15 protein-coding genes are annotated in these 17,508 nt (G+C 67.9%); all 15 read left to right on the top strand.

Features of this window, described 5'->3' with window-relative positions:
- Positions 1-98 precede the first annotated feature (98 nt).
- Complete coding sequence (gene hutC / locus HMPREF2924_RS00860; RefSeq protein ID WP_003095970.1) at positions 99-851, top strand: histidine utilization repressor; 753 nt, start codon at positions 99-101, stop codon at positions 849-851.
- Positions 848-1,438, top strand: coding sequence for a HutD/Ves family protein (locus HMPREF2924_RS00865; RefSeq protein WP_003135865.1), 591 nt, complete (start codon positions 848-850; stop codon positions 1,436-1,438). Before hutC ends, HMPREF2924_RS00865 begins: the two co-directional genes overlap by 4 nt.
- A 141-nt stretch (positions 1,439-1,579) precedes the next feature.
- Complete coding sequence (locus HMPREF2924_RS00870) at positions 1,580-2,602, top strand: ABC transporter substrate-binding protein (protein WP_003095966.1); 1,023 nt, start codon at positions 1,580-1,582, stop codon at positions 2,600-2,602.
- A gap of 15 nt (positions 2,603-2,617) precedes the next feature.
- On the top strand, positions 2,618-3,556 hold the full coding sequence (locus HMPREF2924_RS00875; RefSeq protein ID WP_003095963.1) for a fatty acid desaturase: 939 nt from the start codon (positions 2,618-2,620) through the stop codon (positions 3,554-3,556).
- Positions 3,557-3,574: 18 nt separating this feature from the next.
- Entirely contained in the window at positions 3,575-4,372 is a 798-nt protein-coding gene (locus tag HMPREF2924_RS00880) for a phosphate/phosphite/phosphonate ABC transporter substrate-binding protein (RefSeq protein ID WP_003095961.1), read from the top strand.
- A gap of 325 nt (positions 4,373-4,697) precedes the next feature.
- Positions 4,698-6,377 carry a urocanate hydratase gene (gene hutU / locus HMPREF2924_RS00885; protein WP_003095958.1) on the top strand — a complete coding sequence of 560 codons (1,680 nt, stop codon included), beginning with the start codon at positions 4,698-4,700 and terminating at the stop codon, positions 6,375-6,377.
- Between the two features lie 107 nt (positions 6,378-6,484).
- The gene (locus HMPREF2924_RS00890; protein ID WP_003095954.1) at positions 6,485-7,927 is read left to right on the top strand and encodes a purine-cytosine permease family protein; all 1,443 of its coding nucleotides are present in this window, start codon (positions 6,485-6,487) and stop codon (positions 7,925-7,927) included.
- Between the two features lie 96 nt (positions 7,928-8,023).
- Positions 8,024-9,553 (top strand): histidine ammonia-lyase, encoded by a 1,530-nt coding sequence (gene hutH, locus HMPREF2924_RS00895; protein WP_003095952.1) that lies wholly within the window; start codon positions 8,024-8,026, stop codon positions 9,551-9,553.
- A gap of 62 nt (positions 9,554-9,615) precedes the next feature.
- A complete protein-coding gene (locus HMPREF2924_RS00900) occupies positions 9,616-11,019 on the top strand; it encodes an amino acid permease (protein ID WP_003135838.1) in 1,404 nt (467 codons plus the stop codon).
- A gap of 117 nt (positions 11,020-11,136) precedes the next feature.
- Positions 11,137-12,105 carry an ABC transporter substrate-binding protein gene (locus HMPREF2924_RS00905; RefSeq protein ID WP_003095948.1) on the top strand — a complete coding sequence of 323 codons (969 nt, stop codon included), beginning with the start codon at positions 11,137-11,139 and terminating at the stop codon, positions 12,103-12,105.
- Between the two features lie 24 nt (positions 12,106-12,129).
- Complete coding sequence (locus HMPREF2924_RS00910; RefSeq protein ID WP_003095946.1) at positions 12,130-12,981, top strand: ABC transporter permease; 852 nt, start codon at positions 12,130-12,132, stop codon at positions 12,979-12,981.
- Positions 12,978-13,808: a quaternary amine ABC transporter ATP-binding protein gene (locus HMPREF2924_RS00915; RefSeq protein ID WP_003135837.1), complete on the top strand. Its 831-nt coding sequence runs from the start codon at positions 12,978-12,980 to the stop codon at positions 13,806-13,808. Before HMPREF2924_RS00910 ends, HMPREF2924_RS00915 begins: the two co-directional genes overlap by 4 nt.
- Positions 13,805-15,337 (top strand): HAL/PAL/TAL family ammonia-lyase, encoded by a 1,533-nt coding sequence (gene hutH / locus HMPREF2924_RS00920; RefSeq protein ID WP_003101754.1) that lies wholly within the window; start codon positions 13,805-13,807, stop codon positions 15,335-15,337. Before HMPREF2924_RS00915 ends, hutH (HMPREF2924_RS00920) begins: the two co-directional genes overlap by 4 nt.
- Positions 15,334-16,539: an imidazolonepropionase gene (gene hutI, locus HMPREF2924_RS00925; protein WP_003135836.1), complete on the top strand. Its 1,206-nt coding sequence runs from the start codon at positions 15,334-15,336 to the stop codon at positions 16,537-16,539. The genes hutH (HMPREF2924_RS00920) and hutI overlap by 4 nt, the downstream gene beginning before the upstream one ends.
- Positions 16,532-17,332, top strand: coding sequence for an N-formylglutamate deformylase (gene hutG, locus HMPREF2924_RS00930; RefSeq protein WP_003117997.1), 801 nt, complete (start codon positions 16,532-16,534; stop codon positions 17,330-17,332). The genes hutI and hutG overlap by 8 nt, the downstream gene beginning before the upstream one ends.
- Positions 17,333-17,508: the final 176 nt, after the last annotated feature.

The following is a 17,508-nucleotide window of genomic DNA, read 5'->3' on the forward strand; positions in this document are numbered from 1 at the left end:
TCAGCTCACACGCAGTCTGTTTTATTTGTATATACATATACAGACGATTAAGCGGTGCGTAAACTCACTTCATCGACGCCTCGACAAGGAGTCTCTCCGTGACGTCCTCTTCTTCCGATCGTTCCCCGCTGGCCTCGCAACTCGGCGAGGTACCGGCGCCGCTCTACGCGCGGGTCAAGCAGATGATCGTCAGCCAGATCCAGTCGGGCGCCTGGCCGCCGCACCACCGGGTGCCCTCCGAGAGCGAACTGGTCAGCCAGCTCGGCTTCAGTCGCATGACCATCAATCGCGCCCTGCGCGAACTGACCAGCGACGGCCTGCTGGTGCGCATGCAGGGGGTCGGTACCTTCGTCGCCGAGCCCAAGGGCCAGTCGGCACTGTTCGAGGTGCACAATATCGCCGACGAGATCGCGGCCCGCGGGCATCGCCATCGTTGCCAGGTGATCACCCTCGGCGAGGAGGTCGCCGGCCCCGAGCGCGCCCTGGCACTGGACGTGCGCGAAGGCCAGCGGGTGTTCCACTCGCTGATCGTGCACTACGAGAACGATATCCCGGTGCAGATCGAGGACCGCTACGTGAACGCCGCGGTGGCGCCGGACTACCTCAAGCAGGATTTCACCCGGCAAACGCCCTATGCCTACCTGACCCAGGTGGCGCCGCTCACCGAGGGCGAGCATGTGGTCGAGGCGATCCTCGCCGAGCCGGCCGAGTGCAAGCTGTTGCAGATCGAACGCGGCGAGCCGTGCCTGCTGATCCGCCGCCGCACCTGGTCCGGGCGTGTCGCGGTGACCGCCGCGCGGCTGCTGCACCCGGGTTCCCGCCACCGTCTGGAAGGACGCTTCAGCTCATGAGCGAATTCCGCATCCTGCGCGCCGTCGACTACCCGAGAATGCCGTGGAAGAACGGCGCCGGCTCCACCGAGGAGATCGCCCGCGACGGCGGCGACGGCCTGGACGGCTTCGGCTGGCGCCTGTCGATCGCCGATGTCGGCGAGTCCGGCGGCTTCTCCCGCTTCGCCGGTTACCAGCGGATCATCAGCGTGCTGGAGGGCGGCGGCATGCGCCTGCGGGTGGATAGCGCGGAATCCGCGCCGCTACGCGCGCGGCAGGCCTTCGCCTTTTCCGGCGACAGCGAGGTGCACTGCACCCTGCTCGATGGAGCTATCCGCGACTTCAACCTGATCTATGCGCCCCGGCGCCATCGCGCGCGCCTGCAATGGCTGCGGGTCGAGGGCGAGCTGGACTGGCACGGCACGGCGAGCACGCTGCTGCTGTTCGCCCAGCAGGGCGGGGTAGCGATTTCCTTGCAAGGGCAACCTCGCGGGCAACTGGCTGCCCACGACTGCCTGTGCGCCGAGGGACTGCAGGGCTTGCAGCATTGGCGCCTGACGGCCCACGAGCCGGCGTGGGTCTGTGCGGTGGAACTCGATTCGCTGTGATTTGCCGGCGCCGCCAGGAAAAAGCGTCTACACCGAAAGGGTAGGCGCTTTTGTCTATCAAAAGAACCAAACGTTATTAATCCAATATTTTTAATGCCTATATAGTTCCGCATGCCGTCCGACTCCAACCGGGAGACCCGCATGCCCCCGCTTCGCCAGATCCTCGCCGTCCTCGCCCTGGGCGCCAGCCTCGCCAGCCAGACCGCCGTCGCGGCGGAATGCCCGTACCCGGGCAAAGTGGTGTTCGCCGGGCTGAACTGGGAAAGCGGCATGTTCACCACCGACCTGTTGCGCTACGTACTGGAAAAAGGCTACGGCTGCGAGACCGACGCGCTGCCGGGCAATACCGTGACCATGGAAAACGCCCTGCGCCAGAACGATATCCAGGTCACCGGGGAGCAATGGGCCGGGCGTAGCCCGGTGTGGCGCGCGGCGGAGGAGGCGGGCGAGGTGTTCTCCGTCGGCGAGACGGTGAAGGGCGCCACCGAGGGCTGGTGGGTGCCGGAGTACCTGGTCAAGGGCGACCCACAACGAGGCATCGAGGCGAAGGCGCCGGAGTTGAGGTCGGTCGCCGACCTGCCGCGCTACAAGGCGCTGTTCCGCGATCCCGAGGAGCCCGCCAAGGGGCGTTTCTACAACTGCCCGACCGGCTGGACCTGCGAGATCGTCAACAGCCAGAAGCTCAAGGCCTACAGGTTGCAGGACAGCTACACGAACTTCCGCACCGGCACCGGCCCGGCGCTGGATGCGGCGATCAGTGCGGCCTTCCGGCGCGGTGAGCCGGTGCTTTTCTACTATTGGTCGCCGACTCCGTTGATGGGCCGTTTCAAGCTGGTGCAACTGGAAGAGCCGCCGTTCAGCGAGAAGGCCTGGGCCACCCTGTCCGATCCGAAGAACCCCGACCCCATCGGTTCCCGCTCGTTGCCGGCGAAGATCACCATTGGCGTTTCCCGCGATTTCCATGACAAGGCGCCGGCGTTGGTCGAGCTGTTCCGCAAGGTCGAGATCCCCTTGCCGCTGTTCAACGAGCTGCTCGCCGACATGGCGCAGAATCATCGCGAGGTCGGCGAGGTGCGTGCGCAGTTCCTTCGCCAGCATCGCGAAATCTGGAGCCACTGGGTGCCGGCCGAAGTCGCCACGCGCCTCGATACCTCCCTGAAGTAAGCCTCGCCAGCCTTCATGGCGCACTACCTGAGCGGGCGTCAGCGCACCCTGGTGCGGCGGCTCCAGGATACCTTCCAGGCGCGCAGCGAATGGCCGACCTGGCTGCTGGTCGCCTGCCTGTACGGCGGTTGGGCACTGCTCGCCAGCCAGTATCGGCATTGGGGCTGGCCGGTGCTGGCGGGGCTGGTGCCGTTTGCCTCCCTCTACATGTCGTTGCAGCATGAGCTGATCCATGGCCACCCGACCCGCTGGCCGAGGTTCAACGCCGTGCTCGGCTATCTGCCGCTGGCCGTCTGGTATCCCTATCCGCTGTACCGTGACAGCCACTTGCGGCACCACCTCGACGAGCAACTGACCTACCCGGGGCTGGACCCCGAGAGTCGCTACGTCAGTCTGTCCGAGTGGCCGCGCCTGGGCTCCTGGCGGCGGCGCTGGCTCTGCCTGGACAAGACCCTGCTCGGTCGCGCCACCCTCGGCCCGTTGCTGGCCCTGGCGGCGATGGCGCGCCTGGAAGGTTCGCGGTTGCGCCAGGGAGAGGGCGCCGCCTGGCGCCTGTGGGGCCTGCATGCCGTGCTGCTGGGCGGGTTGCTGGCCGGGCTTTGGCGCTGGGCGGGTATCCCGCCCTGGCTGTACCTGCCGGCGGTGGCCTATCCGGCCCTCGGCCTGAGCATGCTGCGCTCTTTCTACGAGCACCGTCCGGCCCGCGAGCCGGCGCAGCGCAGCGTGCTGGTCGAGGCGGGGTGGCCGTGGCGGCTGCTGTTCCTCAACAACAACCTGCATCTGGTCCACCACGATCTGCCGGGCCTGCCCTGGTACCTGCTGCCGCGCGTGTATAACGCAAGCCGCCGTGCCTACCGGCGACGCAGTGGCGATTTCCACCTGCCCGGCTATGGTCGTCTATGGCGGCGCCACGGTTGGCGGCCGGTGGATGCGCCGGTGCATCCCGAGCATTGAAGGCAGGCGGACGAGAGCATGATCGATACCCCGGTGGTGGCGGCGCTGGACATGTATGTCGAGCCGGACTGCGTCAGGCAGGCCGGCGCAACCTTCATCGGCGAGGTCTGCCGGCGCCTGGGCGTGCGCCGTTACGCGCCGGCCGCCGCCGATCTGGCGGTGCAGTGGCGACAGCCTAACCTGCTGTTCGCGCAGACCTGCGGCTATCCGCTGATGACCCAGTTGCGCGGCCAGGTGGCGGTGCTCGCGGTGCCCAGCTACGACTTGCCCGATTGCGCTCCCGGCGAGCATTGCAGTCTGTTCGTCGCCGCCGAAGGACAGGCGCGCCAGCGCCTCGGCGACTTCCGCAATACCCGCCTGGCGCTCAACGACCGCGACTCCAACAGCGGCATGAACCTGCTGCGCCATGCGCTGGCGCCGCTGGGGCGAGACTCGGCGTTCTTCGCCGAAGTGCGCATCAGCGGCGGCCACCTGCGCAGCCTGGCGATGGTGGCGGCGGGTGAGGTCGAGCTGACCTCGGTGGATGCAGTGACCTTCGGCTACCTGCAACGCCACGCACCGGAGCGCCTGGCCGGCCTGCGCGTGCTCGGGCGCAGCGCGCCGAGCCCGGCCTTGCCGCTGATCACCTCGCTGCACTGGAGTGCGGCGCAACGCCGCGAGCTGTTCGAAGCGCTGAACCTGACGCTGATCGAGTGCCCGCACCTGGCCGCGACACTGGCGCTGAAAAGCTTCCTCCCGGCCGGCGAGGAGCATTACCGGATTCTCCTCGACTACGAGCGTCAGGCGCAGGGCTGGGGTTACCCGCAATTGCGCTGAACGGTGTTACCGAAGGCCCCAAACCGGTGCGCGCACGCTTCGACCACGTGCATCCAGGGCCGTTCCGGCAGGCTCCTTCTCCCGGGGGAGAGGCTACCTTCGCTAATTCTTAACTCCAGAAAAATCAACGTGTTGAATGAGATTCACGGGGGTGTGCAGATATCGCCGGAGGGCGTGACGGCAGAATTGGCCCTTCCTTTGCTTATACTTGTATGTACAAGCATAGATGTGTTCGGTAGACCCAGCCCGACCTCTGCTTCGTCCCCGAATTCAGGCGCACCCTCGCGGGGCGCCGCCCGTTGAACGCCACGCCCAGGAGCCTGCCGTGACCACCCCGAGCAAATTCCGCGATATTGAAATCCGCGCCCCGCGCGGCACTACGCTGACCGCCAAGAGCTGGCTGACCGAAGCGCCGTTGCGCATGCTGATGAACAACCTCGACCCGGAGGTCGCGGAGAACCCCAGGGAACTGGTGGTTTACGGCGGCATCGGCCGCGCCGCGCGCAACTGGGAGTGCTACGACAGGATCGTCGAGACCCTCAAGCAACTGAACGACGACGAGACCCTGCTGGTACAGTCCGGCAAGCCGGTCGGCGTGTTCAAGACCCACGCCAACGCGCCGCGGGTGCTGATCGCCAACTCCAACCTGGTGCCGCACTGGGCGACCTGGGAACACTTCAACGAACTGGACGCCAAGGGCCTGGCGATGTATGGCCAGATGACCGCCGGTTCGTGGATCTACATCGGCAGCCAGGGCATCGTCCAGGGCACCTACGAAACCTTCGTCGAGGCTGGCCGCCAGCATTACGACGGCAACCTCAAGGGCCGCTGGGTGCTTACCGCCGGCCTTGGCGGCATGGGCGGCGCCCAGCCGCTGGCGGCGACCCTGGCCGGCGCCTGTTCGCTGAACATCGAGTGCCAGCAGAGCCGCATCGACTTCCGCCTGCGCAGTCGCTACGTCGACGAGCAGGCCAAGGACCTGGACGACGCCCTGGCGCGGATCCAGCGCTACACCGCCGAAGGCAAGGCCATCTCCATCGCCCTGCTGGGCAATGCCGCCGAGATCCTTCCGGAACTGGTTCGCCGCGGCGTACGCCCGGACATGGTCACCGACCAGACCAGCGCCCATGATCCGCTCAACGGCTACCTGCCGGCCGGCTGGAGCTGGGAAGAGTACCGCGACCGCGCGCAGACCGACCCGGCCGCCGTGGTCAAGGCCGCCAAGCAGTCCATGGCGGTACACGTGCGGGCCATGCTGGCGTTCCAGCAGCAGGGCGTGCCGACCTTCGACTATGGCAACAACATCCGCCAGATGGCCAAGGAAGAGGGGGTGGCCAATGCCTTCGATTTCCCCGGCTTCGTCCCGGCCTACATCCGCCCGCTGTTCTGTCGCGGCATCGGTCCGTTCCGCTGGGCCGCGCTGTCGGGCGACCCGCAGGACATCTACAAGACCGACGCCAAGGTCAAGCAACTGATCCCCGACGATGCCCACCTGCACCGTTGGCTGGACATGGCCCGCGAGCGCATCAGCTTCCAGGGCCTGCCGGCGCGCATCTGCTGGGTTGGCCTGGGGCTGCGCGCCAAGCTCGGCCTGGCCTTCAACGAGATGGTGCGCAGCGGCGAGCTGTCCGCACCGATCGTCATCGGCCGCGACCACCTCGACTCCGGCTCGGTGGCCAGCCCCAACCGCGAGACCGAGGCCATGCAGGACGGCTCCGACGCGGTGTCCGACTGGCCGCTGCTGAATGCCCTGCTGAATACCGCCAGCGGCGCCACCTGGGTCTCGCTGCACCACGGCGGCGGCGTGGGCATGGGCTTCTCCCAGCACTCCGGGATGGTGATCGTCTGCGACGGTAGCGACGAGGCCGCCGAACGCATCGCCCGCGTGCTGACCAACGACCCGGGGACCGGGGTGATGCGGCACGCCGACGCCGGCTACCAGGTCGCCATCGATTGCGCGAAGGAGCAGGGCCTGAACCTGCCGATGATCACCGCCCAGCGCTGACCTCGGAAACCGCCTCCACGCCGGCGGGGCGTGGGGGCGGCCGCCCACTGTCCCGACCAGGCCACAACAAGAATGGCGGCGCGCGAGCCGCAGCGGAGTACAGCAGCATGACCCAGGGCAGCGACAGCAAGCCACTGATCGAACGGCGCTCGATCGACTACATCCCGGCGAACGAGCGTCACGGTCGCCTCTACAGCCAGTTCACCCTCTGGCTGGGGGCTAATCTACAAATCACCGCCATCGTCACCGGCGCCCTCGCCGTGGTCCTCGGCGGCGACGTGTTCTGGTCGCTGGTCGGCCTGCTCATCGGCCAGCTCCTCGGCGGTGCGGTGATGGCCCTGCACGCCGCGCAGGGGCCGCGCCTGGGGCTGCCGCAGATGATTTCCAGCCGGGTGCAGTTCGGCGTCTACGGCGCCTGCATCCCGATCGCCCTGGTGTGCCTGATGTACCTGGGCTTCACCGCCACCGGCACGGTGCTTTCCGGCCAGGCCATCGGCCAGCTCACCGGGCTCAGCGACAGCGCCGGGATCTTCATCTTCGCCGCCTTCATCGTCCTGGTGACGGTGCTCGGCTATCGCGTCATCCACATCATCGGGCGGATCGCCAGCGTCCTCGGCATCATCGCCTTCGTCTACCTGTTCAGCCGCCTGATGCTGCTCAGCGACATCGGCGATCTGCTCGCCATCCGCCACTTCAGCTGGGCCTCGTTCCTCCTCGCGGTGTCCCTGGCGGCGTCCTGGCAGATCGCCTTCGGCCCCTACGTGGCCGACTATTCACGCTACCTGCCGGCGTCCACCTCGTCGTGGAAGACCTTCCTCGCCGTCGGCCTCGGCTCGGTGCTCGGCGCCCAGGCCTCGATGGTCCTCGGGGTGTTCTCCGCAGCCCTGGCCAACGGTCAGTTCGCCGGCCGCGAGGTGGCCTACATCGTCGGCCTGGGCAGCAGCGGGACCGTCGCCGCGCTGCTCTACTTCAGCATCGCCTTCGGCAAGGTGACCATTTCCACGCTGAACTCCTACGGAAGCTTCATGTGCATCGCGACCATCATCAGCAGCGTACGCGGTCAACTGGAGATCACCCGCGTGCAACGCCTGTTCTTCGTCCTCGCGATCGTCGGCGCCTCGACGCTCATCGCGCTGCTCGGCCAGCACTCGTTCCTCGCTGCGTTCAAGTCCTTCATCCTGTTCCTGCTGACCTTCTTCACCCCGTGGAGCGCGGTGAACCTGGTCGACTACTACTTCATCACCCGCGAGCGCTATGACGTGCCCGCGCTGGCCGACCCCGACGGCCGCTACGGTCGCTGGAACCTGCCGGGAATCGCCGTCTATACCCTCGGCGTGCTGGTGCAGATGCCGTTCCTGGCGACCACGCTGTACACCGGACCGATGGTCGAGCACCTCGGCGGCGTGGATATCTCCTGGATCATCGGCTTGCTGGTGCCGGCGGTCCTCTACTACCTGGTGGCGCGGCGCAAGGCCACGCGCCAGGCCCCGGCGCGAATGATCCTGCCGGCCGATCCCGGCGCCTTCGAACGTCCCGCGCACGGGGCCTGAGACGAATTTCCAGGGCGGCGCGGCCGCCTTCAATCCCATGAAACGCCGCCGGCGGACGGCGCTGCCGAGCCCGCCGAACCGAACAAGGAGCCTTCGATGAGCCTGCATCTGAAACCCGGCCAACTGACCCTGGCCGACCTGCGCCAAGCCTACCTGGCCCCCGTGCGCCTGAGCCTGGATCCCAGCGCCGACGCGCCGGTCGCCGCCAGCGTCGCCTGTGTCGAGAACATCATCGCCGAGGGCCGCACCGCCTACGGCATCAACACCGGTTTCGGCCTGCTGGCCTCGACGCGGATCTCCCCGGCCGACCTGGAGAAGCTCCAGCGCTCCATCGTCCTGTCCCATGCCGCCGGCGTCGGCGAGGCGCTGGACGACGCCATGGTGCGGCTGGTCATGCTGCTCAAGGTGAACAGCCTGGCTCGCGGGTTCTCCGGCATCCGCCGCAAGGTGATCGACGCGCTGATCGCGCTGATCAACGCCGAGGTCTATCCGCACATCCCGCTGAAAGGCTCGGTGGGTGCGTCCGGCGACCTGGCGCCGCTGGCGCACATGTCGCTGGTGCTGATCGGCGAAAGCCGGGCGCGCCATCGCGGTGAGTGGCTGCCGGCCGCCGAAGCGCTGGCGGTGGCCGGGCTGGAGCCGCTGACCCTGGCGGCGAAGGAAGGCCTGGCCCTGCTCAATGGTACCCAGGTGTCCACCGCCTACGCGCTGCGCGGGTTGTTCGAGGCCGAGGACCTGTTCGCCGCCGCCACCGTCTGCGGCGGGCTCAGCGTCGAGGCCATGCTCGGTTCGCGGGCGCCGTTCGATGCGCGCATCCACGCCGCGCGCGGCCAGCGTGGGCAGATCGACGTGGCCGCGGCCTATCGCGACCTGCTCACCGCCAGCAGCGAGGTGGCGCGTTCCCATGAGAAGTGCGACAAGGTCCAGGACCCCTATTCGCTGCGTTGCCAGCCGCAGGTGATGGGCGCCTGCCTGACCCAGATGCGCCAGGCCGCCGAGGTGCTGGAGATCGAAGCCAACGCGGTCTCCGACAACCCGCTGGTATTCGCCGCCGAGGGCGACGTGATCTCCGGCGGCAACTTCCACGCCGAACCGGTGGCGATGGCCGCCGACAACCTGGCCCTGGCGCTGGCCGAGATCGGTTCGCTGTCGGAGCGGCGCATCTCGCTGATGATGGACATGCACATGTCGCAGTTGCCGCCGTTCCTGGTGGCCAACGGCGGGGTCAACTCCGGCTTCATGATCGCCCAGGTCACCGCCGCCGCGCTGGCCAGCGACAACAAGGCCCTGGCCCATCCGGCCAGCGTCGACAGCCTGCCGACCTCGGCCAACCAGGAAGACCACGTGTCGATGGCGCCGAACGCCGGCAAACGGCTCTGGGCGATGGCCGAGAACGTCCGCGGGATTCTCGCCGTGGAATGGCTGGGCGCCTGCCAGGGCCTGGACTTCCGCGAGGGCCTGAAGAGTTCGCCGAAGCTGGAGCAGGCTCGCCGCCTGCTGCGCGACAAGGTGCCGTACTACCAGGAGGATCGCTTCTTCGCCCCTGATATCGAGGCCGCCAGCCAGTTGCTCGCCAGCGGTTGCCTGAACGCGCTGCTGCCGGCCCGGCTGTTGCCGAGCCTTTGATACCCGCCCCCGGCCGCTCGGCCGGGGCGCTCCAGCAAGAACAACAACAGGAGAGCCGAGGGATGACGCACGACACGGGGCTTCGGCGCGGGCTGAACGCCCGTCATATTCGTTTCATGGCACTGGGGTCGGCGATCGGCACCGGCCTGTTCTACGGTTCCGCATCGGCCATCCAGATGGCCGGGCCGGCGGTGCTGCTGGCCTACCTGGTCGCCGGCGCGGCGGTGTACATGGTGATGCGCGCGCTCGGCGAGATGGCGGTGCACGAGCCGGTGTCCGGCTCGTTCGGCCATTACGCCAGCAGCTATCTCGGCCCCCTGGCCGGGTTCGTCACCGGCTGGACCTACGCTTTCGAGATGATCATCGTCTGCCTCGCCGATGTCACCGCGTTCGGCATCTACATGGGGTTCTGGTTTCCCGACGTGCCGCGCTGGATCTGGGTACTGTCCATCGTGCTGTTCATCGGCGGGCTGAACCTCTGCCATGTCAAGGTCTTCGGCGAGCTGGAGTTCTGGCTGTCGCTGGTCAAGGTCGGCGCCATCGTCGCGATGATCCTCGCCGGGCTCGGCATCATGTTCTTCGGCTTCAGCCTGGACGGCGCGGTGACGTCCGCCACCGGCGTGCACAACCTGTGGCAGCACGGCGGCTTCCTGCCCAACGGTTGGGCCGGGCTGGTCGCCTCGCTGTCGGTGGTGGTGTTCGCCTTCGGCGGCATCGAGATCATCGGCATCACCGCCGGCGAGGCGCAGGACCCGCAGCGGGTGATCCCGCGGGCGATCAATGCGGTGCCGCTGCGCATCCTGCTGTTCTACGTGCTGACCCTGTTCGTGCTGATGGCGATCTTCCCCTGGCAGCAGATCGGCAGCAACGGCAGTCCCTTCGTGCAGATCTTCGACGGCCTGGGGATCGAGTCGGCCGCGGCGATCCTCAATGTCGTGGTGATCACCGCGGCGATCTCGGCGATCAACAGCGACATCTTCGGCGCCGGTCGCATGCTCTACGGCATGGCCCGCCAGGGCCAGGCGCCGGTCGGCTTCTCGCGGGTGTCGCGGCACGGCGTGCCGTGGATGACCGTGTTGCTGATGGCGGTGGCCCTGCTGCTCGGCGTGGCGCTGAACTACCTGATCCCGCAGAGCGTATTCCTGCTGATCGCTTCCATCGCTACCTTCGCCACCGTGTGGGTCTGGCTGATGATCCTCCTGGCCCAGGTCGGCATGCGCCGGCGCATGGGGCCGCGCCAGGTCGCCGCGCTGAAGTTCCCGGTGCCGCTGTGGCCATTCGCGCCGGCGGCGGCGATCGTCTTCATGTTGTTCATCTTCGTGGTGCTCGGCTATTTCCCGGACACCCGCCCGGCCCTGTGGGTCGGGGCTATCTGGATCGCCGTGCTGGTGATCGCCTACCGGCGCTGGGTCAGGCCGAAGGGCGATGCCGCGCATGGCGTGCTTCAGGCCCAGGGAGGGCTGTGACGGAACCGACGGCGGCCTGAGCCGCCGGCCAATAACAACGATCGAGGCCGTTCCCCCGGGCGCGGCCCGCAGGTTTTCCAACTGCCTTTCCCAATCGTGCATCTGGAGCGTCGAACCATGCGATACAAGAAGTCGATGTTGAGTGTTCTCTGTGCCCTCGGCCTGCTCGCCGCCGCGGCGGGCGCCCAGGCGGAAGGCTGGTGCGAGTCCGGCAAGGCGGTGAAATTCGCCGGGCTGAACTGGGAGAGCGGGACCCTGCTCACCGAGCTGATGCAGTTCGTCCTGGCCAAGGGCTACGGCTGTACCACCGACAGCCTGCCGGGCAACTCGATCACCATGGAGCAGGCGCTGAGCACCAATGACATCCAGGTCTTCGCCGAGGAGTGGATCGGCCGCAGCGACGCCTGGAACAAGGCCGCCGCCGCCGGCAAGGTGGTCGGCGTCGGCGAACCCATCGTCGGCGCGGTGGAGGGCTGGTACGTGCCGCGCTACGTGATCGAGGGCGACCCGCAGCGCAAGCTCGAGGCGAAGGCGCCGAAGCTGCGCTCTATCGCCGACCTGGCGCAGTACGCCGAGGTCTTCCGCGACCCGGAAGAACCGGGCAAGGGGCGCTTCTACAATTGCCCGGCCGGCTGGACCTGCGAGCTGGAGAACAGCGAGATGCTGAAAAGCTACGGCCTGGAGGAGACGTTCACCAATTTCCGTCCGGGCACCGGCCCGGCACTGGACGCGGCGGTGCTGTCGAGCTATCGGCGCGGCGAGCCTATCCTGTTCTACTACTGGTCGCCGACGCCGCTGATGGGCCGCGCCGACCTGGTGCGCCTGGAGGAAAGGCCCGGCGTCGACAAGCGCATCAGGATCCAGGTCGGCCTGTCGCGGACCTTCCACGACCAGGCGCCGGAGCTGGTGGCGGTGCTGGAGAAGGTCAACCTGCCGGCGGAGCTGCTGAACAGCGACCTGGCGCGGATGGCCAAGGACAGGATCGATGCAGCGCGCCTGGCGCGCGAGTTCCTCAAGGAGCACCCCGAGGTCTGGCACGCCTGGGTCGACGAGGACGCGGCGAAGAAGATCGAAGCGGCACTCTGAACCCACGACCGACGAGAGCAGACCATGTTTCCCGAACGCCTGACATTTTCCATCGCCGACTGGGTCAACGCTTGGGTCGACGCCCTGGTGACCAACTACGGCGACCTGTTCCGCAAGATCTCCGACACCCTGCTGTGGGCCATCGTCAACCTCGAAGGGCTACTCCGCGCCACGCCCTGGTGGCTGTTGCTGGCGATCGTCGCGGCGATCGCCTGGCACGCCACCCGGCGCCTGCTGCCGACCCTGGTGATCACCGGCCTGCTGTTCCTGGTCGGCGCCGTCGGCCTCTGGGACAAGCTGATGCAGACCCTCGCGCTGATGCTGGTGGCGACCTTCATCTCGGTGCTGATCGGCATCCCCCTGGGCATCCTCGCCGCGCGCAGCAACCGCCTGCGCGCGGTACTGATGCCGCTGCTGGACATCATGCAGACCATGCCCAGCTTCGTGTACCTGATCCCGGTGCTGATGCTGTTCGGCCTGGGCAAGGTGCCGGCGATCTTCGCCACCGTGATCTATGCCGCGCCGCCGCTGATCCGCCTCACCGACCTGGGCATCCGCCAGGTCGACAGCGAGGTGATGGAGGCGGTCAACGCCTTCGGCGCCAATCGCTGGCAGCAGCTGTTCGGCGTGCAGTTGCCGCTGGCCCTGCCGAGCATCATGGCGGGGATCAACCAGACCACCATGATGGCCCTGTCGATGGTGGTGATCGCTTCGATGATCGGCGCCCGCGGACTCGGCGAAGACGTACTGGTGGGCATCCAGACGCTGAACGTGGGCAAGGGCCTGGAAGCCGGCCTGGCGATCGTCATCCTCGCGGTGGTGATCGACCGCATCACCCAGGCCTACGGCCGTTCCCGGCACGAGACGAGCAAATGAGCGGTGCGCAGATGAACAAGATCGAAGTGAAGAACGTGTTCAAGATCTTCGGCCCGCGCGCCGATGCCGCGCTGGCGCTGATCCGCCAGGGACGCAGCAAGGCCGAAGTGCTGGCGCAGACCGGCTGCGTGGTCGGCGTCAACGACCTGTCGCTGACCATCGGTGCTGGCGAGATCTTCGTGATCATGGGCCTGTCGGGTTCCGGCAAGTCGACCCTGGTGCGCCATTTCAACCGCCTGATCGACCCCACCAGCGGCGAGATCCTGGTGGATGGCGAGGACATCCTGCGCTACGACATGGAAGCCCTCCGGCAATTCCGCCGGCGCAAGATCAGCATGGTGTTCCAGAGTTTCGGCCTGCTGCCGCACAAGAGCGTGCTCGACAATGTCGCCTACGGCCTGAAGGTTCGCGGCGAAAGCCGGGCGCAGTGCCACGAGCGGGCCCTGCACTGGATCGCCACGGTGGGCCTGAAGGGCTACGAGAAGTCCTATCCGCACCAGCTTTCCGGCGGCATGCGCCAGCGTGTCGGCCTGGCCCGCGCGCTGGCCGCCGACACTGAGATCATCCTCATGGACGAGGCCTTCAGCGCCCTCGACCCGTTGATCCGCGCGGACATGCAGGACCAGTTGCTGGAACTGCAGAAAACCCTGCACAAGACCATCGTCTTCATCACCCACGACCTCGACGAGGCGGTACGCATCGGCAACCGCATCGCGATCCTCAAGGACGGCCAGCTGATCCAGGTCGGCACACCACGGGAAATCCTCCACCAGCCGGCCGACGACTACGTCGACCGCTTCGTCCAGCGGCGGGTGGCGAACCTATGAGCGACCTACCGAGCGTCGTGTTCGGCGACGGTCCGCTGCGTTGGCAGGAACTGGTCGCGGTGGCCCGGCACGGTGCGCGCCTGGAACTGTCGGCGGCGGCCTGGGCACGGATCGACAATGCCCGCGCCATCGTCTGCCGTATCGTCGCCAATGGCGAGCGTGCCTACGGCATCAGTACCGGCCTCGGCGCGCTGTGCGACGTCCTGCTGGAAGGCGAGCAGCTCGCCGAGCTGTCGCGCAACACCTTGCTCAGCCATGCCTGCGGGGTCGGCGAGCCGCTGCGCGACGAACAGACTCGGGCGATCATCTGTGCCGCCGTCGCCAACTACAGCCAGGGCAAGTCCGGGCTCGACCGTTCGCTGGTGGAAGGGCTGCTGGCGCTGCTCAACCACGGGATTACCCCGCAGGTGCCGGCCCAGGGCTCGGTGGGCTACCTGACCCACATGGCGCACGTCGGCATCGCCCTGCTCGGCATCGGCGAGGTCAGCTACCGCGGCAGCGTCGTGCCGGCCGCCGCCGCGTTGGCGGCAGAAGGCCTGGCGACGGTGCGCCTGGGAGCCAAGGACGGGCTCTGCCTGGTCAACGGCACGCCGTGCATGACCGGCCTCGCCTGCCTGGCCCTGGACGACGCGCAGCGCCTGGCGCAGTGGGCCGACGTGATCGGGGCGATGAGCTTCGAGGCCCTGCGCGGCCAACTGGCGGCGTTCGACGCCGAGATCGTTGCGCTCAAGCCGCATCCCGGGATGCAGCGGGTCGCCGCCAATCTGCGAGCCTTGCTGGCTGGCAGCCAGGTACTGGAGAACGCCCGCGGCATCCGCACCCAGGATGCCCTGAGCATCCGCTCGATACCGCAGATCCATGGCGCCTGCCGTGACCAGTTGGCCCACGCGGCGCGGCAGATAGAGACCGAACTCAACTCGGCCACCGACAACCCGCTGCTGCTGGGTACGCCGGAAGCCTACCGGGTGGTATCCCAGGCCAATCCCCACGGCGAATCGGTGGCGATGGCCGCCGACCTGCTGGCGATCGCCGTGGCCGAGCTGGGCGGGGTCGCCGAGCGGCGCCTGGATCGCCTGGTCAACCCGCTGGTCAGCGGCCTGCCGGCGTTCCTGGTGGGCAAGCCGGGAGTCAACTCGGGGATGATGATCACCCAGTACGTCGCCGCCTCCCTGGCCGGCGAGAACCGCCAGCTGGCGCAGCCGGCGGTGGTCGACAACTTCGTCACCTCGGCGCTCCAGGAGGACCACCTGAGCCTCGGCACCAGTGCCGCGCTCAAGCTTGGCAGGGCCCTGGAGAACCTCCGGCGGATCCTCGCCATCGAGTACCTGCTGGCCGCCCAGGCCTTCGAATTCCTCGCCCCGCAACGCTTCGGCCAGGGCACCGCGGCGGCCTGGGGCATCCTGCGCGAGCGCGTGCCCGCGTACGACACCGACCGCTGGCTGGCTCCCGACATCGCCAGCGCGGCGGCCATCCTCGGCGAGCGGAAGAGTCTCGCCCGGCTGGCCGCGAGCATAGGAGACCTGCAATGAAACGACTCTGGCAGCATTGCCATGCCGCCACCCTCAAGGGCGGCAAGTACTCGATCGTCGAGGACGCCGCCCTGGTCACCGACGGTCCGCTGATCCACTGGATCGGCCCGCGCGCCGAACTGCCGCCCGACGACTACGCCGAACGCATCGACCTCGATGGCGCCTGGCTGACCCCGGGGTTGATCGACTGCCACACCCACGCGGTGTTCGGCGGCAACCGCAGCGGCGAATTCGAGCAGCGCCTGGAGGGCGTCAGCTACGCCGAGATCGCCGCCGCCGGCGGCGGCATCGCCAGCACCGTACGCGCCACCCGCGAGGCCAGCGAGGAAGAATTGCTGGCCAGCGCGCGCAAGCGCCTGGAGCCCTTGCTGCGCGACGGCGTGACGGCGCTGGAGATCAAGTCCGGCTACGGTCTCGACCTGGCCAGCGAACGCAAGATGCTGCGGGTCATCCGCCGCCTCGGCGAACGCCTGCCGGCGACCGTGCGCAGCACCTGCCTGGCTGCCCATGCGCTACCGCCGGAATACGCCGGGCGCGCCGACGACTACATCGAGCATATCTGCTCGACGATGCTCCCCGCGCTGGCCGGAGAGGGACTGGTGGACGCGGTGGACGCCTTCTGCGAGCACCTGGCGTTTTCCCCGGCGCAGGTCGAGCGGGTATTCATCGCCGCCCGCGAGCTGGGCCTGCCGGTGAAGCTGCACGCCGAGCAGCTATCCTCGCTGCACGGTTCCAGCCTGGCGGCGCGCTACCGGGCTTTGTCGGCCGACCACCTGGAGTACATGACCGAGGACGACGCCCGCGCCATGGGCGAGGCGGGCACCGTCGCGGTGCTGCTGCCGGGCGCCTTCTACCTGCTGCGTGAGACCCAGCTGCCGCCGATCGATGCCCTGCGCCGGCACGGCGTGGCCATGGCCATTGCCAGCGATCTCAATCCCGGCACCTCGCCGGCGCTGTCGTTGCGCCTGATGCTGAACATGGCCTGTACCCTGTTCCGCCTGACCCCGGAGGAGGCGCTGGCCGGCGTCACCCTGCACGCCGCCCGGGCGCTGGGGCTGGAAGCCCGCCACGGCAGCCTGGAGGTCGGCAAGCTGGCCGACTTCGTCGCCTGGGACATCGAGCGTCCGGCGGAGCTGGCCTATTGGCTGGGCGATCTGCCGAAACGTGTCATTCGCCACGCCGAGGAGGTATACCGTGGATGAAGTCCTGAGTTTCAAGCGCGGCCGCGTGCCGCTACTGATCAGCATGCCGCACCCCGGCACGCGCCTGACCCCGGCGGTGGACGCCGGCCTGGTGGAGGAGGCGCGGGCGCTGACCGATACCGACTGGCACATTCCCCGGCTCTACGATTTCGCCGAGGAACTGGGCGCCAGCACCCTGGCTGCCCACTATTCGCGCTATGTGGTCGATCTCAACCGCCCTTCCGACGACAAGCCGCTGTACAGCACCGCCACTACCGGCCTGTATCCGGACACCCTGTTCGACGGCCGGCCGCTCTACCGCGAAGGCATGGCGCCGTCCGCCGAGGAACGCATGCGCTACCTGGCCGAAGTGTGGACGCCCTACCACCGGACCATCGCCGAGGAACTGGCGCGGCTGAAGGCCGAGTTCGGCTACGCGCTGCTCTGGGACGCCCACTCGATCCGTTCCCACGTGCCGCACCTGTTCGACGGCCGACTGCCCGACTTCAATCTCGGCACCAACGCCGGCGCCAGTTGCGATCCAGCGCTGGCGGCCCGCCTGGAGGCGGTCTGCGCTGCCGCCGAAGGCTACAGCCATGTGCTCAACGGGCGCTTCAAGGGCGGCCACATCACCCGCCACTACGGCCAGCCGGAGCAGCACGTCCATGCCGTCCAGCTGGAGCTGGCGCAGTGCACCTACATGGACGAGCAGGCCCCGTTCGCTTACCGCGCGGACCTCGCCGAAGCGACCCGCGCGGTCATCCGCGAACTGCTGGAAAGCCTCCTCGCCTGGGGGCACGAGCGCTACGCCTGAGGCGCTCGGAGGCGGCGGACGCCTGGCCCGTCCTGGCGGACGTGAATGCCGCGGATGGGGTGGGGCGTCCGCGTCGGCATTCTGGAAATTTTCTGTTACAAATTTATTGAGGTCAGCGTTGATGCGGCCGGGAGGCCGAGTGCGCAAAGAGTTGCACAACTGTTCTCCTCTATCCT

The sequence above is a fragment of the Pseudomonas sp. HMSC063H08 genome, from assembly GCF_001813645.1.
In the GTDB taxonomy this organism is placed as follows: Bacteria; Pseudomonadota; Gammaproteobacteria; order Pseudomonadales; family Pseudomonadaceae; genus Pseudomonas; species Pseudomonas aeruginosa.